The sequence below is a fragment of the Algoriphagus marinus genome, assembly GCF_001936475.1.
Lineage (GTDB): Bacteria > Bacteroidota > Bacteroidia > Cytophagales > Cyclobacteriaceae > Algoriphagus > Algoriphagus marinus.
Map to the genome: position 1 here is coordinate 294,308 of NZ_MSPQ01000006.1, position 18,613 is coordinate 312,920.

The 18,613-nt window shown below is 36.4% G+C and carries 15 protein-coding genes; 8 read left to right on the forward strand and 7 right to left on the reverse strand.

Going from position 1 to position 18,613, the window contains the following annotated elements; all coding sequences use genetic code 11:
• The first annotated feature begins 10 nt into the window (after positions 1–10).
• Together BVC88_RS11720 and BVC88_RS11725 are read left to right on the forward strand one after the other, a co-directional pair.
• Positions 11–1,102 carry an AI-2E family transporter gene (locus BVC88_RS11720; RefSeq protein WP_075350866.1) on the forward strand — a complete coding sequence of 364 codons (1,092 nt, stop codon included), beginning with the start codon at positions 11–13 and terminating at the stop codon, positions 1,100–1,102.
• Complete coding sequence (locus BVC88_RS11725) at positions 1,086–2,027, forward strand: tetratricopeptide repeat protein (protein ID WP_075350867.1); 942 nt, start codon at positions 1,086–1,088, stop codon at positions 2,025–2,027. Before BVC88_RS11720 ends, BVC88_RS11725 begins: the two co-directional genes overlap by 17 nt.
• Here the strand turns inward: BVC88_RS11725 and BVC88_RS11730 are convergent.
• From BVC88_RS11730 to BVC88_RS11750, 5 genes are all read right to left on the reverse strand, one after another.
• Positions 2,015–4,981 carry an ATP-binding protein gene (locus BVC88_RS11730; RefSeq protein WP_245803637.1) on the reverse strand — a complete coding sequence of 989 codons (2,967 nt, stop codon included), beginning with the start codon at positions 4,979–4,981 and terminating at the stop codon, positions 2,015–2,017. The two genes, BVC88_RS11725 and BVC88_RS11730, sit on opposite strands and share 13 nt — an antisense overlap.
• A 118-nt stretch (positions 4,982–5,099) precedes the next feature.
• On the reverse strand, positions 5,100–5,783 hold the full coding sequence (locus tag BVC88_RS11735; RefSeq protein ID WP_075350869.1) for a DUF2490 domain-containing protein: 684 nt from the start codon (positions 5,781–5,783) through the stop codon (positions 5,100–5,102).
• 1 nt (position 5,784) lies between these two features.
• Positions 5,785–6,381, reverse strand: a complete 597-nt coding sequence (locus tag BVC88_RS11740) for a hypothetical protein (RefSeq protein WP_075350870.1) — start codon at positions 6,379–6,381, stop codon at positions 5,785–5,787.
• A 66-nt stretch (positions 6,382–6,447) separates the two neighbouring features.
• Positions 6,448–8,709 carry an aconitate hydratase gene (locus tag BVC88_RS11745; RefSeq protein ID WP_075350871.1) on the reverse strand — a complete coding sequence of 754 codons (2,262 nt, stop codon included), beginning with the start codon at positions 8,707–8,709 and terminating at the stop codon, positions 6,448–6,450.
• 137 nt (positions 8,710–8,846) lie between these two features.
• On the reverse strand, positions 8,847–10,160 hold the full coding sequence (locus BVC88_RS11750) for a TIGR00366 family protein (RefSeq protein WP_262481238.1): 1,314 nt from the start codon (positions 10,158–10,160) through the stop codon (positions 8,847–8,849).
• A 91-nt stretch (positions 10,161–10,251) separates the two neighbouring features.
• On the opposite strand from BVC88_RS11750, the gene BVC88_RS11755 reads away from it, so the two are divergent.
• Complete coding sequence (locus tag BVC88_RS11755; protein ID WP_075350873.1) at positions 10,252–12,024, forward strand: sensor histidine kinase; 1,773 nt, start codon at positions 10,252–10,254, stop codon at positions 12,022–12,024.
• Here BVC88_RS11755 and BVC88_RS11760 read toward each other — a convergent pair.
• Positions 12,016–13,032, reverse strand: a complete 1,017-nt coding sequence (locus tag BVC88_RS11760; protein ID WP_075350874.1) for an acyl-CoA reductase — start codon at positions 13,030–13,032, stop codon at positions 12,016–12,018. The genes BVC88_RS11755 and BVC88_RS11760 overlap by 9 nt on opposite strands.
• 137 nt (positions 13,033–13,169) lie before the next feature.
• Here BVC88_RS11760 and BVC88_RS11765 point away from each other — a divergent pair, with 137 nt between their 5' ends.
• The 5 genes from BVC88_RS11765 (at position 13,170) to cas6 (ending at position 17,281) form a co-directional block, all read left to right on the forward strand.
• Positions 13,170–13,517 (forward strand): 4Fe-4S dicluster domain-containing protein, encoded by a 348-nt coding sequence (locus BVC88_RS11765; RefSeq protein WP_075350875.1) that lies wholly within the window; start codon positions 13,170–13,172, stop codon positions 13,515–13,517.
• Positions 13,518–13,684: 167 nt separating this feature from the next.
• Positions 13,685–14,014, forward strand: a complete 330-nt coding sequence (locus BVC88_RS11770) for a DUF3276 family protein (RefSeq protein ID WP_075350876.1) — start codon at positions 13,685–13,687, stop codon at positions 14,012–14,014.
• Between the two features lie 82 nt (positions 14,015–14,096).
• The gene (locus BVC88_RS11775; RefSeq protein ID WP_075350877.1) at positions 14,097–15,191 is read left to right on the forward strand and encodes an AI-2E family transporter; all 1,095 of its coding nucleotides are present in this window, start codon (positions 14,097–14,099) and stop codon (positions 15,189–15,191) included.
• On the forward strand, positions 15,191–16,288 hold the full coding sequence (gene ychF, locus BVC88_RS11780; protein ID WP_075350878.1) for a redox-regulated ATPase YchF: 1,098 nt from the start codon (positions 15,191–15,193) through the stop codon (positions 16,286–16,288). The genes BVC88_RS11775 and ychF overlap by 1 nt, the downstream gene beginning before the upstream one ends.
• 96 nt (positions 16,289–16,384) lie before the next feature.
• The gene (gene cas6 / locus BVC88_RS11785) at positions 16,385–17,281 is read left to right on the forward strand and encodes a CRISPR-associated endoribonuclease Cas6 (RefSeq protein ID WP_075350879.1); all 897 of its coding nucleotides are present in this window, start codon (positions 16,385–16,387) and stop codon (positions 17,279–17,281) included.
• Positions 17,282–17,315: 34 nt separating this feature from the next.
• Here cas6 and BVC88_RS11790 read toward each other — a convergent pair whose 3' ends face one another.
• Positions 17,316–18,590: a type IX secretion system plug protein gene (locus BVC88_RS11790; protein ID WP_075350880.1), complete on the reverse strand. Its 1,275-nt coding sequence runs from the start codon at positions 18,588–18,590 to the stop codon at positions 17,316–17,318.
• Between the last annotated feature and the right edge of the window lie 23 nt (positions 18,591–18,613).

Below are 18,613 nucleotides of genomic sequence, written 5' to 3' on the forward strand. Positions count from 1 at the left end.
TAGAAAGCAAATGAAAAATACAGATTTTAACCTACCCGCTTATCTTAAAGCACTTTCAGTGATGGTTTTTATCATTGTTTTGGTGTTTTTCCTGATAGTAGGTAAAACCTTATTAGTTCCACTTTTCATGGGTGGTTTTTTTGCTATTCTATTCACTCCTCTGTCAAATTGGCTGGTTTCCAAGAAGATTCCTCAGACTCTTTCCGCTTTAGTTTCTCTATTGACAATGATCGCAATCGTTGGTGGATTGTTATCCTTCATTATCTCGACAGTCTCTTCGTTCACAAAGGATTTTGACAATGTTTCAGATAAACTTCAAAATTACGCTGGAGAACTAGATGACTGGGCATTGAGAAATTTTGAATACAGTCTTGATTTAGAATCAAAAGCGAATACCGACTACATCAAAACTTTCCTCACAGAAAACGGATCAAGCATTTCCTCTTTTGCTTTGAATACGGTTGGTTCACTTTCCGGAGTTGTTTTAATCCCAGTATTCATGTTTTTCTTTCTTCTCTATCGAAATCATCTGACCAATCTTATGATTCAGATTTATAGAGATAAGGATCCTGAACTCGTCCGGATGAGGATTGTAAAATTGAGAAGAGTAGTGCAAAATTATATTATTGGCGTCGTAAAAGTGATGGGGATTTTGGCCGTATTGAATATTACAGCTTTCAGTTTGTTAGGAATCAAACATGCTATTTTCTTTGGTCTAATTGGAGCAATTTTAAACATCATACCCTATGTGGGCCCTTTCTTTGGTGCGATGATGCCAATGGTATATTCATTTTTGACAAAGGACAGTTTATTTTATCCACTTGGTGTTATTGCCTCTTATCAAATCATTCAAGTGATCGAGGGTAATTTCTTGACGCCAAAAATTGTCGGAGGAAATGTGAATCTCAATGCATTTGTTACTTTCTTAGGTTTACTTGTCGGCGGGTCGATTTGGGGTGTTGCCGGTATGATTTTAATTATCCCAACGATGGCAATTCTTCGTGAAATTTTTGAATTAAACGAACAAACCAGACCATTTGCGCTTCTACTTGGAGAGGAAAAAAATCAAACGGAAAAAGAAGAAAATGAGAAACCTGCCTAAACGAATAAAAATTTTCCCGATTCTAGTTTTTATAATTTTCTTTTCCTGTGATTCTTTGGAAGACAAAAAAGGAAGATTCCTGCTCAAAGGAAATGAAAAGCTGAAAGAAAACGATGCTAAAAATGCACTTTCATTCTATTCGGAAGCGCTTGAACTTGATTCGACCTATGCAGACGCATATTTCAACAAGGGATTAGCTCATATTCAGCTCAACCAATTAGAAGAAGCTTTAGGAGATTTCTCACTTGCTATCAAATACAATTCGGAATACTATGACGCTTATTTTCAGAGAGGATTGAGCTATTTGGATAATGGTGAATTCTATAAAGGAAGAGAAGATGCAGAAAGCTTACTATCTCTTGATGCTTCAAACTGGCATAGCCATTTTTTAAAAGGATTGGTTGAGGAAAAGCTAAAAAACTATTCTGAGGCTTTAGATTCATTTAGAAAAGCTTCTGAATTAGCACCTGAAAATTCTGACTTATTGGTAAACCAGGCAACCATTCATTTCTATTTAAAAGAAATGAATCAAGCTCAAGAACTACTGGATCAAGCAGAAGCCTTAAATCCAGGTGAATCCAATCTTCATAACTTGAGATCAATGATTTATTTCGAAGAAAAGGAATATGATAAAGCACTGAATTCTGTAGATAAAGCAATCACTTTAAACAATCGCCAGGCCTACTTTTACAATAACAAAGGACTATACCTACTTTTTTTAGGTCAACTGGAAGAAGGACTGGAATTAATTAATCAAAGTATAAAAATGGACCCAAAAAACCCTTTTGCACTCCGAAACAAGGGTATTTATTATGTCATGAAAGGTGATAAAATCTCAGCGATTCAATACCTAAATGAGTTAAATCGCGATTACCCGGATATGGAATTAGTAAAAGAATATTTGGAAAAAGCTCAAGATCTCTGACCCTTCTTTACAGAAATTACTTCTCTTATTTTCTTTAAAAGTTCAGCTGCGTCAATTGGCTTGGCTACAAATCCATCAAAGCCACATTCATCGATTCGCTCCATGATCTCTAATTTGGCAGCGGCCGTAAGTGCGATTACAGGTACATCAGCAATCTTTTTTATCCCTATGGTAGCATCAAAACCATCCATTACAGGCATTTGAATATCCATCAAAACGCAGTCGTAATGCTCCTTGGCAAACTTTTCAACTGCTTCTTTCCCATTATAAACCCGATCAAAAGTAAAGCCCCATTTTTTTATAATCTTACCCAAAACAAGTGCATTTACATCATTGTCTTCAGCCATTAATAGATGAAGTGTTGAAGGAGTAGCAGTTGTGGTATTATTAGAATCCAAGTGTCTACTATTTTCATCTTCTATTTCAAAAACCAATTCAAAGAAGAACTTACTTCCTTTATTTTCTTCTGATTCAAGTTTAATTTCTCCTCCCATAAGATTCAGAAGCTTTCTGGTAATTGAAAGTCCTAATCCTGTTCCACCATATTTGGTAGAGAATGTTGGTTTAACTTGATCAAAATCATTGAAAATCTTTTCCTGGTTTTCAGGAGCAATACCTATCCCGTTATCTTTCACCTCAAAATACACACGCACCTTATTTCCATTTTCTTCTTTCAGCTCCACTTTGACATCCACATCTCCTTCATTTGTGAATTTGAGGGCATTAGTAATCAAGTTATTCATCACTTGAGAAAGCCTGGTCTTATCCCCTTTCACGCTGATTCCCAATCCTTTTGACAGATCAAAAGTCAACTTGTTTTTACTGTCCTTGGCATGGAATGACAGTCCCTTTTCGATCTGATACAAAAAGTCCTCAAGATTGAAAGGGTTATTTTCAATAGTCAATTTACCCGCTTCGATTTTTTGAAAATCTAAAAGATCATTAATCATGATGATCAGATTATCGACTGCAAAATTTATAGTGTTCAGAGCCGATTTTTGACTATTGTTGGGATCTTCCTGAAGTAAGGAATAGGTGGAACCTGAAATGGCATTCAATGGAGTTCTCAACTCGTGACTAATCATGGAAAGGAAATCAGACTTGATTTGATTCGCTTTCTCCGCAGCCAACCTTGCCTCATTTAGTTTCAATTCAAACTCTTTTTGGTTGCTGATATCAGTGAGATAGCCATACCAAACCATATTTCCATTTTCCAGTAACTGAGATCTAGCAGCTCCAAGAATCCATCTATAATCGTTTGAACTTGGATTTGTCTTTACTCTAAACTGGCACTGCCAAGGCTCTTGTTTTTTCGCAGAAGCGACAGAACTCATGATGACATTTGGCAAATCCATAGGGTGGACTCTCGAAATCGCACCTGAAATATCTGTAAAAGAAGCAAGCTCCTTTTCGGTTAATCCAAGCACTGCACCTATTCCTTTTGATAAAAAGGAGAAACTCATTTTACCTTCCAGGTCAAGAACCATTTGATACAAACCTCCCGGAACTTGCTCCGTGAGATTCATCAAGAAGTCACTATTTGCTTCAAGGGAACGCTCTAAGCTTACTTTTTCAGAAATATTATTAAATGAAATTGATATATACTTTTCATCTCCAATCTGATTTACTTTAGAAGAAATTTCCAAAGTCAGTTGCTTTCCCGTCTGACTAATCAGCAAAGTCGAAAAACGTTGAATAAACTCTTCTTTTTGAGCAATATTCACCCACTCCTTCCAAAGATCGACTTCAACAAAAAGCATCTCTAACTGACTCAGATGCACTAATTCTGAATCTTTATCAAATCCAAAAAGATTTTTTGCTTCAGTACTACAGATTAAAATCTCTCCACCTGGTTTCACAAATAAGATGGCATTAGGAGAGTTCTTTATTAATTCCTCAAAAAGGAAATTTTGCCCTTTAGCTTCCTTTTCAAGGCTATCATCCCAACCAACACCCAAAAAATAATTTTCATTGTTTTTAGCTTTCTCTATCAAACCTGAAAATGACTTCAACTTGCCATTTTCATCAGAAATTTGAAACTGAAACTTGTTGTTCTCCTTCGCCGAAAAATTAGAAATAGAATTTGAGATCACCTCATAAACAATCCTGTCATTCTCATTTGCTGGATTTTCAAGATGGATATGCTCTGAGGTTTGAAGAAGAGTTGCCCCTACTGGCTCAATAGAAAGCTTCTTTTTAAATGAATCAAATTCCCAAGAAAAAACAGGTGAAAAGTCAATTGTCTCTTTTCTTAACTTTTCAAGCTGTAATTGTTTTGATTTTTCTTGTTCCTGAACTGTGACATCTCTTCCTATTACAAAAAAAGAATCTCCCGTGAATTGAAAAGTACATTCCAAGTACGCCCATCTATTTCCCTTCGTCTTAAATCTAAATCTGGATAAAACGGCAAAGTTTTCTTGTCTGCCTTTCTTTAAAGATTTCTTTAATTTCTTAAGATCTTTTTGATGAATAAAGTCGCAAAGTGAAGTGTTTTGCAACTCCTCAGAATGATATCCTAAAATCGGCAAAACAGCATCATTCAAATATGTCAGGTAATCATGCTGACCAATTCCGATAATATCAAGATTGGATTTAAAAACGAGCTGAGTATCAATTGGACTCAGTTGTCCATTTTTCTTAAGCTCTATGCCTTTATAAAACAAAAAATAATTTGAAGCAGAATCTTCAGGTAGCTCAAGTTTAAATTCATAGTCAGTACCATTGTATGATAGAATTAGCTCCTCTTTGAAGATATAAGCATTGATATCCAACCCCAATCCTGCCAAACTCCGCTCTTTAAGAACACTTCCTATTTGGGCTTCAAATGCTTCATTAGCGTAAAAAATATTATAGGGATAGGTATCGTCAGCTAAAAACACCATCTCCGAAGATTGGTAGATGATCTTTTTGAATGTACTGTTTATACCTCTTTCTTGCATTAGGATGTATGCCAATCTATTGATTTAAGGAGCGTATTTCTTGAAGTTGGACAATCCCTTTTTATTGACGCGTAAACATACATCATTTTGTATTTCACAACAAGTTTTTTACTGTTTGAATATAAAAAAAAGACTAAAAACTTTGAAAATATCCAATTTTGAGCCAGAGTCGAGTTCTTAAGTCGTTTTGGATGAACCCATCTGTTCTGTAATCAATACTCCATTCAAGTTTTTGACCTTTGGAATACAGTTTTCCGAGACCAAAAACAAACCTGTTCTCAAGCTCAAATTCCCTATTTTGAAGATTAAAAATAGGCTCATTTGAGATCACAAAATAATGTTCTCCAGGATCCAATGTCATCCCGTTTAGAGGTATTTCTAATGCTAATCTATAACGGAATCGAACTTCTATCTTTTCTTGCTTTGCAAATGTCTGATCTGTTCGAAAGCGATGGCTCAATCTTAAATTTCTTAATCGCTGAATCAAAGCATATTGCTGAATGATTCGCTTAGCATCAGCACCGTCTTGGAATCGGTAAAAAACCCCAATGGCCATACTTTTGGTAGAGTTTAACCTCCAATCGTGAAATGCCATTAAATCAGTTCGGTAGTGAGTAAATTGAATACTCTCTACATCTCCCATTCTATTATCAAAAAGAATCTCCTGATTTTCGATTTTAAAGTTTATCCTGTTCTCATTAGAAAGCTTCTTGGTTAAAGAAACTTCAGGAAAAACCCCAGAAAAGAAAGTTTGAGACTGTCCCTTTGAAAATATTGGAAAACAACACAAGCCAAGTAATATCAGAATTGCCCGCATATCAGAAGATTACATTAGCCATTTCCAACACTCGGATTATCCTTAGTGAAAGAAAATTACCCCGAGAATCAAATGTTCCTTCCCAAATCCTAGAATCACCAGTTAAATCTATCCCTGAAAATTCAATTTCGTATTGAATCAAAATCCCCTCATTTTCATCCTCATCAAAAAAATCTTCTAAATCCTCCTCCTCTCCGGAATATTGAATTTGGATTTTAATCAGTTTGTGTACTTTATATTTTTCTCCAAAATAATTCCCAATTGAAGATCTTACTTCTTGTTTTAATTCCGACCAATCCATTTCTATTTCCACATCCAATATGTTGCCCAAAGAATCAAACTCAACACTATGGAAATGATCATCATATTGAAATTTTGCCTCAAATGAATAACCAGAATCCGAAAACTCCTTATACCATTTTGGTCGTTTTACTTTTTCAAAGGCATCATACAGCCACTCCTGAGCAATTCTAGGAACTTCCTTTTCCCTAATTCTTTCCTCTTTTTCGACCTTGTCCTGGGCAAATCCCACTATGCTCACAAGCATAAATAATACAATAAAGGAGAAACCAAATCTTAGAATATTTAAAATCCTCATATTATTAACATTTCAAAAAAAAACCGCAGTCAGAAAGACTGCGGTTAAAAATAATTTATCTAACTATTAGAGGCCTTCCTTAATCAAATTAAGAGCAGAACCTGCTTTAAACCATTCAATCTGTCCTTGATTGTACGTATGATTTACATTTATGGTGTCGCTAGTACCATCAGCATGATGTAAGACAACTTGAAGTTGCTTATCCGGAGCAAATGAGGTCAAACCTACAATATCGATTGAGTCATCTTCTTTAACCAACTCGTAATCTGAAGGATTTGCGAAGGTCAATGCAAGCATTCCCTGCTTTTTAAGATTCGTTTCGTGAATTCTAGCAAATGATTTTACTAAAATGGCTCTTACACCCAGAAATCTTGGCTCCATTGCAGCATGTTCTCTGGAAGATCCTTCTCCATAGTTTTCATCACCAACTACTATAGAACCAATTCCTGCTGCTTTATAAGCTCTCTGAGTAGCAGGGACTTCTCCGAATTCTCCTGTAAGTTGATTTTTAACATTGTTAGTCTGATCATTAAAGGCATTAACTGCTCCAATCAGCATGTTATTGGAGATATTATCCAAATGCCCTCTGAAACGCAACCAAGGACCTGCCATGGAAATATGATCCGTAGTACATTTTCCTTTTGCCTTAATTAATAGCTTCAAGCCCTTTAAGTCAGTTCCTTCCCAAGCTTTGAAAGACTCCAACAATTGAAGTCTATCTGAGGTAGGACTAACTGAAACAGTCACTTTTGAACCATCCTCAGCGGGAGCTTGATAACCGGCATCTTCTACTGCAAACCCAAGAGTTGGAAGTTCTAAACCTCTTGGCTCTTCCAATTTCACTTGCTGACCATCTTCATTGGTCAAGGTGTCAGTCAAAGGATTAAATGTCAAATCACCTGCAATTGCCAAAGCGGTTACGATCTCAGGAGAAGCTACAAAGGCATGAGTGTTTGGATTTCCATCTGCTCGTTTTGCAAAATTTCTATTGAACGAAGTAATAATAGAGTTTTTCTCTTGCTTATCTGCTCCATGACGTGCCCATTGTCCAATACAAGGTCCACAAGCATTAGCAAGAACAACTCCACCCATTTGTCCAAAAGTATCTAAGAACCCGTCCCGATCCACTGTAAATCTCACCTGCTCAGATCCAGGGGTAATTGTATACTCAGATTTAGCAACAAGCTTTTTGTCTACTGCCTGCTTGGCAAGAGATGCAGCTCTCGAAATATCTTCATAAGAGGAATTTGTACAAGACCCAATCAACCCAACATCTAATTTTGCAGGCCAACCATTTTCTCTCACTGCGGCTGCAAATTTTGAAATTGGCCATGCCAAATCCGGAGTAAATGGTCCATTTACATGAGGCTCTAGTTCAGAAAGGTTGATTTCAATTACCTGATCGAAGTATTTTTCAGGATTTGCATAGACTTCGTCATCACCAGTCAAATGCGCAGCAATTTCATTTGCAAGGGCTGCTACATCAGCTCGGTCAGTAACCTTTAGATAGTCAGCAGATTTTTCATCGTATCCAAAAATGGAGGTAGTGGCTCCGATTTCAGCACCCATATTACAGATTGTGCCTTTTCCAGTAGCGGAAAGCGATCTTGCTCCGTCTCCGAAATATTCTACTATTGCTCCAGTCCCGCCTTTCACGGTTAAAATACCAGCCACTTTAAGGATTACATCCTTAGCAGCAGTCCAACCGGATAACTTACCTGTTAATTTTACACCAATTAATTTTGGGAATTTAAGTTCCCAAGGAAGGCCTGCCATCACGTCGCATGCATCAGCACCACCTACGCCAATTGCAACCATACCCAAGCCACCCGCATTCGGAGTGTGAGAATCTGTACCAATCATCATACCTCCAGGAAAAGCATAATTTTCAAGTACTACTTGGTGAATAATACCTGCTCCAGGCTTCCAAAATCCAATCCCGTATTTATTGGAAACAGAAGACAAAAAGTCGTAAACCTCTTTGTTTTTATCATTGGCCTTTGCCAAATCAGTCACAGCACCAACTTCCGCTTGGATCAAGTGATCACAATGAACGGTGGAAGGAACTGCAGCCTGACTTTTTCCTGCCTGCATAAATTGCAAAAGTGCCATTTGGGCAGTCGCATCTTGCATCGCTACTCTGTCAGGCTGAAAATCTACATAAGAGACTCCTCTGCTGTATGCCTGGGAAGCGGCTCCTTCTGAAAGATGTGCGTAAAGAATTTTCTCAGTCAAAGTAAGTGGTTTGCCCACTACCTTTCGGGCAGCTTCAATCCGCTCAGGGTATCTAGCATACACTTCTTTGATCATATTAATATCAAAAGCCATTATTTAGGGGTTTTTGGTTAGTTAAAAGGTTCATTTTTTCAGAACACAAATATAGGAAACTAGCCTTAGAATAAGTAGCCATACATACTTAGTAACCTAAGGTTTATCCTTATTTAAAACCGTTTTAGCCTTATTTTTTAGAAAAAGAAAAAGATAGCCAATGCTAAAAATGTAAATCCAACTAAAAAAAGCCAAAAACAGTATTTTAAGAGTTGCTTGGCTGGTACACCTGTAATTGCTAAAAGAGGCAAAGCCCAAAAGGGTTGAAGAAGATTACTTATTTGATCCCCATATGCAAATACAAGGATAAGTTTACCTATAGGAAGGTTAAATGATTTGCCAACCTCCACTAAAATCGGGCCTTGAATGGCCCATTGTCCACCTCCTGAGGGAATCAAAAGATTTACAAAAGCTGCAGAAAAGAACGTAATCAGTGGTACAAAAGCCTCTGTTGAATTATTTAAAAAGTATAGTGAGATCTTCTCAATTAAGCCAGAAGCCTGGAGCACACCCAAAATCCCCGCATAAAAGGGGAATTGAATAAAAATATCAGCTGAACTTTTGATTCCTTCAGTGACCGCCTCGGTAAATCGACTCAGATTTTTATAGGCAAAAAGTGAAATTCCGAATAGTAGAAAGTTGATTGTATTCAAATTTAAAGCGCCTATACCTGCATCATTTTTAAACAGAACGAATATTCCTACTACCAGCATAAATAAACCTACCAGAGAAGCTAAGCCAAAAGAATTCGCATTGGATATTGGTTTAATAGGTTTTGTGTGAATCTGGACAGTTTGGTTTTTTTCATTTTTTGACAGAATCCATAGCGTTCCAAGAAAAAGAAAAATCAAGCCTGTGGTAATAAAAATATTAAACGAGCTAAATATCGTTTCGGAAACAGGGATAACTCCAATTTTTAAATCTAGGAAGTGGCCTTTCTCTGCTACTTTTAATGGAGCAGAAGCCGAAAGTCCGCCATGCCAAATAGCCATTCCCAAATAACCTGCAGACGCCAATAATGCCGGATTGGTAATTTTATTTTTTTCTTGTTGCGCCATTGTCATGAATCTGGCAAGGACTGCTCCTACGATTAGTCCAAATCCCCAATTGATCAAACCGGAAAGCATCGTAATAAGAGCTGTTAATAATACTGCCTGAAGTTGCGTCTTTGGATAAGAAGCCAGCTTCTTTAAGCCATCAAAAATGGGTTTATAAATAGCCATACTATACCCCAAAACAAGAATTATCATCATTTGAAGGGTGAACTCCAATAAACCAAAAAAACCTTGCTGCCAATTTGATAGGTTTATAAGGATCGAATCCGTTACAGTTTCAGATTGATCTTCCCCAAAAATGATGGCCGCAAAAATTGAAATAGCACTTAATAAAAGGACTAATCCAAAAGGTGTAATTAAAAAATCTTTAGTCTTTTTGGACATCGTAGATGATATTTTTTTTTAGTTGGTAATTATACAGTATAATTATAATCGATTAGCATCAACTAATCACAAGCTGTTACAAAACTGAACCTTCCATCAATTAATGGAATTAATCTTCAATCCATTTTCTATCATATTAATTCTTTCCGGATTGATCGTAGGAGGGCTATCCTTGATCATTGCATCAAGAATGGAAAGCTCTACCAAATGGGTCGCCATCACTATGCTTTGTGCGGCATTTTGGGGTTTTTTCTATGGACTTGAACTGAGTTCGACAGATTTAGACACAATTCTTATTTTGATAAAGCTCCAGTACATTGGAATTTCATTCCTTGCGGTATCCTGGTTGTTTTTTGCCTTCAAATACGCAGGACTAAATTTCAAAAACTATTCCCAAGCTGTATTCTTGGTGCTCCTAATACCAACACTGACTTTCTTTTTCGTCTTTACCAATAACTTTCATGGTCTTATTTATGAATCCTATGAACTGGTTCCAAAGGGTCCATTCAAAGCCTTAATTACTAAAATCGGTCCTTGGTATGCAGTTCATGTGATTTATTCTTACCTAGCTTTTGGCTTTGGAAATTACATTATATGGACTAGGTTCAAGTTTGCTGACCCAATTTTCAAAGCTCAAACCAGATTAATATTTTTAGCGGGATTATTCCCTATAGGATTTAATGCATTTTATCAATTAGGGATCTATAAACCATTTGGATTCATAGACTTAACCCCAATTGCCTTTCTTTTTACATATATACTTGTTGGGATCGCTATAGTAAAATACAACCTATTTAGCCTCAAGCCTATAGCTAAGAATAAGATTTTTGAGGCAATTACAAAAGGGGTCCTTGTGATTGATATGAACCAGATTATTATTGATTTCAATCCAGCAATTTTTAAATTTTTCAAAGATTCAAAACAAATCAAAGTAGGCACGAAGTTGAGTGAAGTCTATCAGAAACACCCTGAGGTTCATGAATTCATAGATGATTATGAAAAGCATTTTATTGAAATCAGGGAAGAAACGGAAAAGGGTACACGAATTATAAGACTGGAAATGATCCCGCTTTTGGGTCGGGGATCCAGCTCTAATGGAACCATAATTTTAATGGATGATATAACAGAAGAAGTCAAAATTAAAGAAACCCTCATTGCACAAAAAAATGAATTAGCACAGCTTAACGATTTAAAAGACAAATACTTTAGTATTATTTCTCATGATTTAAAAGGACCGATTTTTGGAGTTAAAGAATTGATTCACTTGACACAGACTGGCCTCATTTCTAAAGAAGAATTCTTTGAACTACTTCCAGAAGTTTCCAGAAACATGGAGAATGTGGCACAGCTGCTAGAAAATCTCCTAGCTTGGACGAGTTCACAGATCCGGGGTGAACAACTAGTTCTTGAAGATTTTGATATTTACAGGGTTCTTAATCAACAAAAACAACTTCTGGAACGGTTAGCCAAAGAAAAAAACATTAAAATAACTCTGGAAGAGAATCCGGAAATCCAGAAAGTTATAGGAGATAAAAATATGATTGAACTCGTACTCAGAAACTTGATCAATAATGCAATAAAATTTTCAAATCAGAATGGAGAAGTGATAATTTCCACCTCATTATCAGATGGTTACGTCAAGATTTCCATAGAAGATTTTGGCAAGGGAATCAGTGCCGAAAACCTAGAGAAAATAAATAAAGGAATCTCTTTTACCACCAAAGGGTCAAAAAATGAGACTGGGACTGGTCTGGGACTGGTTTTAGTAAGAGAGTATGTTCGAAAAAACTCAGGAAGTTTAGAAGTGTTTTCTACTGAGAATAAAGGAGCAAAATTCTGTGTGAATTTGAAGGCGTCTAAAATACAATTAGATTAAATCACACAAAAACTTCATTGTATCAACCCCATCTGCGTAATCCCAAGGTTCAGGACATTGGGCAGTTCCAAACGGTATAGAATTCTCATATCTACCATCTTTTGAAACTATGCACTGAATTTTTTCCTCAATTTCCAGTAATCTAGATTTCAGTTGTTCTTCTCCATCATATATTTCGAAAAACAAAACTGAGATTGGGGAAACTAACGCTTCTGACTCTGTCAAAAGGAGAAAACCATTATCTAAATGACTAACCCCGTTGACCAAATAAATAGACTTATTATAGTCATAGTTATTATGATATTTATGATGGTTTGAGACCTCGTTAAATACTTCAATTGCTCCAAGAAAATCTTGAAGTTGCTCTATGTTTTTCAGAAAAACCTTCGATACATTCCTACAACCCAATCCAAAATATTGGAAAACATCTTTACCCAGTTTAAGATAATCCTCGGTAGTTTCATCACCATAGAGAACTGCAACCGAAGTCCTGTTTTGCCGAATAACATGCGGGTACTTTCCAAAATAATAATTGAAATAACGAGATGAATTATCACTTCCTGTTGCGATATAGGCATCTTTACCTTTCAACATCTCTTCGATTTCTATCAGATCTTCAAATCGGGGATCAATTTTGATCAACTTGAAAATCAACCATTTCATAATAACGCTATCGGTAGAACTGAGTTTTACTGAAGCAATATGACCTGAAAGTAAGACGCACATCAAATCATGAAATCCTACTGCCGGAATATTTCCGGCCATTAAAACCCCAACCTTCAATGAAGAGGAATAAGATGATAGTTCATATTGACTGAGCCAATTATTCAGTTTTGAAGAATCCAGCATCAAAGCAATCCCTTTGAGAGCCTCTGAGACTGAAGCCACAGTAAACCAATTGTTAGCATTTTGAGCTCTCCACTGAATATCTTCAAATTCCTCTTGGTCTAAATTCTTTATAAACTCTCCTAATTTGACAAATGCTGCTATCCTATCCTTTGAATCCATATAAACTTATTGAAAGGCAAATTTACCTATTTTGAAGGATCATACCTTAGAATTGAATTAAATTAGTTAGTACAACAACTTTTTTATTGCCTCTCAGTTTTATGGTTATTACTTTTGAGAATTAAAAAAATGAAGTCATGGCAATAATGATCACCGATGAATGCATCAACTGTGGTGCATGCGAACCTGAATGTCCAAATACAGCAATCTACGAAGGTGGTGTAGAGTGGACTTGGGGCGGAGGAACAAATTTGAAAGAGGTCACTCTCCCTGATGGGACCGTGGTAAGCGGAACTGAAAAACAAGAACCAGTTTCTGATGAGTTTTACTATATCGTAACTGACAAATGCACAGAGTGCAATGGCTTTCACGAAGAGCCTCAATGCGCAGCTGTTTGTCCGGTGGATTGTTGCGTAGATGATCCAGACCATCGAGAGACTGAAGAAGAATTGCTCGCAAAAAAAGCATTTATGCATGGAGAATAAAAGGTAGTTTATCTACCTTTTATTTTGCTTCATTGTTGACAGCTAGCAACTTATACCCTAAAAACCTCCATTCCTTTAAAAAAGAACACGATTTGGTTGAAATCTAAATATGAATTGTTTTATCTTAGTTCGTATAAAATTAACCCCGTACCCAAACTGAAAGCACTGTGGAAGATCAAAGAGGCTATGATAGAGAGGAGATTTTCTCTAAAAAAGTAAAAGCTGGAAAACGCACTTATTTTTTTGATGTCAAATCTACTCGAGCAAATGATTATTATTTGACAATTACAGAAAGTAAGCGCAAAATGAATGGTGACACCTTCACCTATGAAAAACATAAAATTTTCCTTTACAAGGAAGATTTCTTCAAATTTGCAGAAGCCCTGAATGAGGCTGTAGAATATGTCAAGCATGATTTGTTGCCTGATGTGGATTTTGAGCAATTTGAAAAAGAAGATGAAAATGAAGAAATCAACTCTGACCTTAAATGGGAATAATGAGTTATCTAAATTTCATTTTAACAATTGAGAAATAGTATCTTTAGAGGAGGCATAATCGCCTCCTTTTATGCTTAAATAAATGCAGCGTTTTTTTGCTTACCTATTTTTGTTTATTGTTTTGTTCCTCCTTTTTGGATGGTACTTTTCGAATATTACAATTTATTTAATAGCCTCATTGATCCTCGCTGCACTTTTGAGGCCCTTGACCAATCGATTACATGATTTTCATGTACTAGGGCAGCATATCCCTCGTTGGGCGGCTATTCTACTTTCATATAGCTCAATAGTGCTGCTTTTTGTCTCCTTAAGTTTTTTATTTTATCCACTGATTAACAATCAAATTATCATTCTTAGTGAATTGGATCTGAACGGGATTTACGAGAAAGTTCAAGCGCCAGTCTCAAAGGTTGAGCGATTCCTTTTTCAATATGAACTTTTAGAAAATAAACCGGGATTTTTATTTGGTGAACTTAAGAACTCAATGATTGAAACCATCAAGGGTTTCGACTTTACAAGTTTTATAGGTGGGGTAATTAATACGACCAGCAGCTTGTTTATAGGATTCATGGCAATTGCATTTATTACTTTTTTTCTTTTGTTAGAAAATGGTCTACTGCGAAGAAACCTATTAAATCTTATTCCTAATCCTTATTTTGAACTTTCAGTAGCAACCTTTACAAAGGTTGAAAAACTCCTTTCAAATTATCTCTCAGGGCTATTGATTCAAATGCTTGCCATCTTTTCCCTAGCAAGTTTGGGACTGAGTATTTTAAGTGTAGATTATGCGCTGACTATAGCATTATTTGCAGCTATAGCCAACCTTATCCCCTATGCCGGACCTATCTTAGGTGCAAGTTTTGGAATCATTATCGGAATATCATCCGGGAATTTTGAAACCAATTCAGAACTTAACTATCTTATTTTTAAGATTTTATCAGTATTTGCTACAGTACAGATTATAGACAATATATTAATTCAACCATTGATATTTTCTAAATCAGTAAAAGCTCATCCCCTTGAAATTTTTGTTGTTATCTTTGCCGGTGCAAAAATCGGCGGTGTAGTCGGAATGATTTTCGCAATACCGGTTTATACCATTTTTAGAGTTTCATTTATTGAATTCTTTAAGGGGTATAAGTCATATAGAATATTTAAAATAAAACCTACGAATTAATGGCCTTACAATGTGGCATAGTGGGACTTCCCAATGTGGGAAAGTCTACTTTGTTCAATGCACTCTCAAGCGCAAAAGCTGAAGCTGCAAATTTCCCATTCTGTACGATTGAACCCAACGTCGGCGTCGTAACAGTTCCAGATAATCGTCTCAAGATTCTTGAGCAATTAGTGAATCCAAATCGCGTATTACCTACAGTAATTGAGTTCGTCGATATTGCTGGACTTGTGAAAGGTGCGAGTAAAGGAGAAGGACTGGGAAATAAATTTTTGGCGAATATCCGAGAAGTTGATGCCGTAATCCATGTGATTCGGTGTTTTGAAGACGATAATATTGTTCACGTTGCGGGAGGAGTAGATCCGATATTTGATAAAGAAGTAATTGACACAGAACTTCAGCTTAAGGATTTAGAGTCTGTAGAAAAGAAAATTCAGAAATCAGAAAAAATTGCAAAATCAGGGGATGCGAAAGCCAAAAAAGAATTAGAGACTTTGATTCTTTTCAAAAACGCACTTACTGAAGGTAAAAATGCACGATCGGTTGACGTTGAAAAAGAAGATTTGGAGGCAGTGAGAGACCTGCACCTACTTACGATCAAGCCTGTACTTTATGTAGCCAATGTGGACGAAGGAAGTTTAGCTAACGGAAATAAATTTGTAGACGCGCTGAGAGAAAAAGTAAGCGAAGAAAACGCTGAGGTAATTATTCTTTGCGCTGCAATTGAGGCACAAATTGCTGAGTTTGAAGATCCAGAAGAAAAGGAAATGTTCCTTGGAGAATATGGTTTAGAAGAAAGCGGTCTCAATAAATTGATTTCTGCGGCATACTCTTTATTAGATCTAATTACTTATTTCACTGCGGGAGTTCAGGAAGTGCGGGCATGGACTATAAAAAAAGGTTGGAAAGCTCCCCAAGCTGCAGGAGTGATTCACACAGACTTTGAAAGAGGATTCATTAAGGCTGAAGTTATCAAATTAGCGGATTATCAGCAGTTGAAAACTGAAGCTAATTGTAGAGATAATGGGAAAATTGCGATTGAAGGCAAAGAATATGTAGTAAAAGATGGAGATATCATGCATTTTAGGTTCAATGTTTAATCTTTTCCAATAAAAGTTGTAATTTTGTCGTTCTGTAGTTTAATCACCCTTAAATAGCAGTTTTAAATTTATTGTCTCATTTATTTTTAATTTATCGTGAGAGTTAGACTTATATTTTCCCTAAAAAACAAGGGCTCGTACTTGCCGTTCCACCACCAGTACATCCTAGCCCAATTCCTTAAAGGAGTTATCGTAAAAGGTGGAAGAGAAGAATTTTTCAACTACAACTACTTCAACTTTTCTGGCCTCAAAGGTCAGACAAAAGTAAGTAGAAGTGGATTGCATTATTATTCGAGTTTGGTCACCCTAGTCCTTTCTTCCCAGAGCGAAGAATTTATGGACTACCTACTTGAACAAGTATTTGCGACTCCTAAAATTGAGTTGGGAAATCTTATTTTAGTGCCTGAGTATACCGAAATTGAAGTAGAACCAACTTTGGAAACCTCCAATAAGTTTGTTTGTATTTCACCTTTGGTATTAATCACTCCTGCATTCAATGAAGAAGCTGGAAAGCGTTTTATCAGTCCTGATAGTGACGAGTTTTCAGATTTGCTTTACGAATCTACTTTAACAAGAATGGAACGATCTGGTTGGTACACCCCTGAGCAGATGGAGACTTTCTACAAATTTCAAGTAGTTCCTGATATGGTTTATGTAAATAAGCTGAAGGATTCCCAAAAGAAATTTGCTCGTATCTATGCAGTATATGATATGGATGTGAAGTATGAGGTAAGAGGATATACGCTTCCAATTACCCTTTACGCAGCTCCGGAAGTTCAAGACTTTGTTTTTAAATGTGGTCTTGGTGCATTTACTCATAAAGGATTCGGAATGCTAGATCTTGCAAACCATGGAACTGGTGTTCGAACCAATACCTACAAGTTTAAGCGGGAAGGATTTGTTCCCTACAAGCCTTCAGAAAGAACTCGACAAAATGTCGCTCCAACCTCTGATGAAAACGAAGAAAGTCAATCTTCATCAGATGAATCTTAATTAATTAAAGCCTGCTTTTCAGCAGGCTTTTTCATTAGAACCTTCTTTTGTTTGGATTAAGATTTATATATCCAACAAGTTGGTCATACCGCGATCCTAAATTTCTGAAATAGATAAGGGTCTCATATTCATTTTCTGTTTCAAAGTGACTTCCCTCAAATTGCTTAGTTTCAAATTTCCCGTTATCCGAGACAGCAAACTGATAATCATACCAACCTTGCTTCAACAGTAAAGTAGTTTGATAAACTTTTAACTTAGGATCCCACTTCATCTTTGCCTCAGGTGATTTTCCCCACTGAGTAAAAGATCCCAAAAGATAAATTTGAGATGAAGTCTCCGGAATTGAAAAACGAAATGTAACCAACATGTATTCACTTTCAATCTCTGGGTCTCCACCTGGGCGATCATTGGTAAAAACAAGATATTGCCCATTGAGATCTAAATATTGAGAGTAGACGCTATTTTGACGAGGTGTATTGATTACCGCATCTGCATAAATTACGTCTGTCTCTACTCTCACATCCGCAATATTCAAACCTGTTGCACGAATAAATCTCAAATCCACAAAACGGAATTCATTACTTGCATCAAACTCATTTTGTCCATCAAATAACTCATACCTCAGGATTTTCGAGCTCTCATTCATAAATGTAGGCTTGACCAAATACTTAGAATTATCCCATCGCTGATTTTGTCTAAGTACAACTTTGATTTGGCTCATGGGATCCATCACTTCTCCTTTCGAATAATTCAACACCACATTTATTTGCTGAGCCCCTCTTCTATCTTGGGTTTGGGAAGGAGGAACGATTGCAGATCCAACCGTAAAAAGCTCTTCATAAATCATAAAGCGTTTAGTCAGAATCACATTAGACTCATCTCTCCCTCTGTAGACTTTGAGGATATAGTTGCCTGACTTGGTTACTCTGGGAAGTTCAAACCGATAATGAATATAGGGGATCCGAGTACTTATGGAGTATTCATAATCCTGAATATTGAATTCATTGAATGTGATCAAAAAGTCATTATCACGTAGTTGGGATTTTTGCCAGTCCGCATCACAGTGGATCAATTTTGCGCTATACTGTTCTGCATCATAAGCTAAATCGTCAAATAGCAATACTAATGGTCTTGAGCCAGAAAGCGGTGCTACAGGAGAGCTTAATTGACTTTCCGTAGTTGCTCCCAGAGGAAAAAGACGAACCGACTGAATATGATCTGTATAAATTTTATCCTCGAGTTGGGAAAAAGCATTGAATTGAATCCCCAAAAGAAGCAGAAAAAGAAAACTCTTTATATAAATCTTCATTCTGAAAATTAATCAAAACATAA

What these genes read in the sequence shown, in the direction of transcription:
- BVC88_RS11720 (WP_075350866.1), top strand. Translation starts at nt 11, where the DNA reads ATGAAAAATACAGATTTTAACCTACCCGCTTATCTTAAAGCACTTTCA.
- BVC88_RS11725 (WP_075350867.1), top strand. Translation starts at nt 1,086, where the DNA reads ATGAGAAACCTGCCTAAACGAATAAAAATTTTCCCGATTCTAGTTTTT.
- BVC88_RS11735 (WP_075350869.1), bottom strand. Translation starts at nt 5,783, where the DNA reads ATGCGGGCAATTCTGATATTACTTGGCTTGTGTTGTTTTCCAATATTT.
- BVC88_RS11740 (WP_075350870.1), bottom strand. Translation starts at nt 6,381, where the DNA reads ATGAGGATTTTAAATATTCTAAGATTTGGTTTCTCCTTTATTGTATTA.
- BVC88_RS11745 (WP_075350871.1), bottom strand. Translation starts at nt 8,709, where the DNA reads ATGGCTTTTGATATTAATATGATCAAAGAAGTGTATGCTAGATACCCT.
- BVC88_RS11755 (WP_075350873.1), top strand. Translation starts at nt 10,252, where the DNA reads ATGGAATTAATCTTCAATCCATTTTCTATCATATTAATTCTTTCCGGA.
- BVC88_RS11760 (WP_075350874.1), bottom strand. Translation starts at nt 13,032, where the DNA reads ATGGATTCAAAGGATAGGATAGCAGCATTTGTCAAATTAGGAGAGTTT.
- BVC88_RS11765 (WP_075350875.1), top strand. Translation starts at nt 13,170, where the DNA reads ATGGCAATAATGATCACCGATGAATGCATCAACTGTGGTGCATGCGAA.
- BVC88_RS11775 (WP_075350877.1), top strand. Translation starts at nt 14,097, where the DNA reads ATGCAGCGTTTTTTTGCTTACCTATTTTTGTTTATTGTTTTGTTCCTC.
- ychF (WP_075350878.1), top strand. Translation starts at nt 15,191, where the DNA reads ATGGCCTTACAATGTGGCATAGTGGGACTTCCCAATGTGGGAAAGTCT.
- BVC88_RS11790 (WP_075350880.1), bottom strand. Translation starts at nt 18,590, where the DNA reads ATGAAGATTTATATAAAGAGTTTTCTTTTTCTGCTTCTTTTGGGGATT.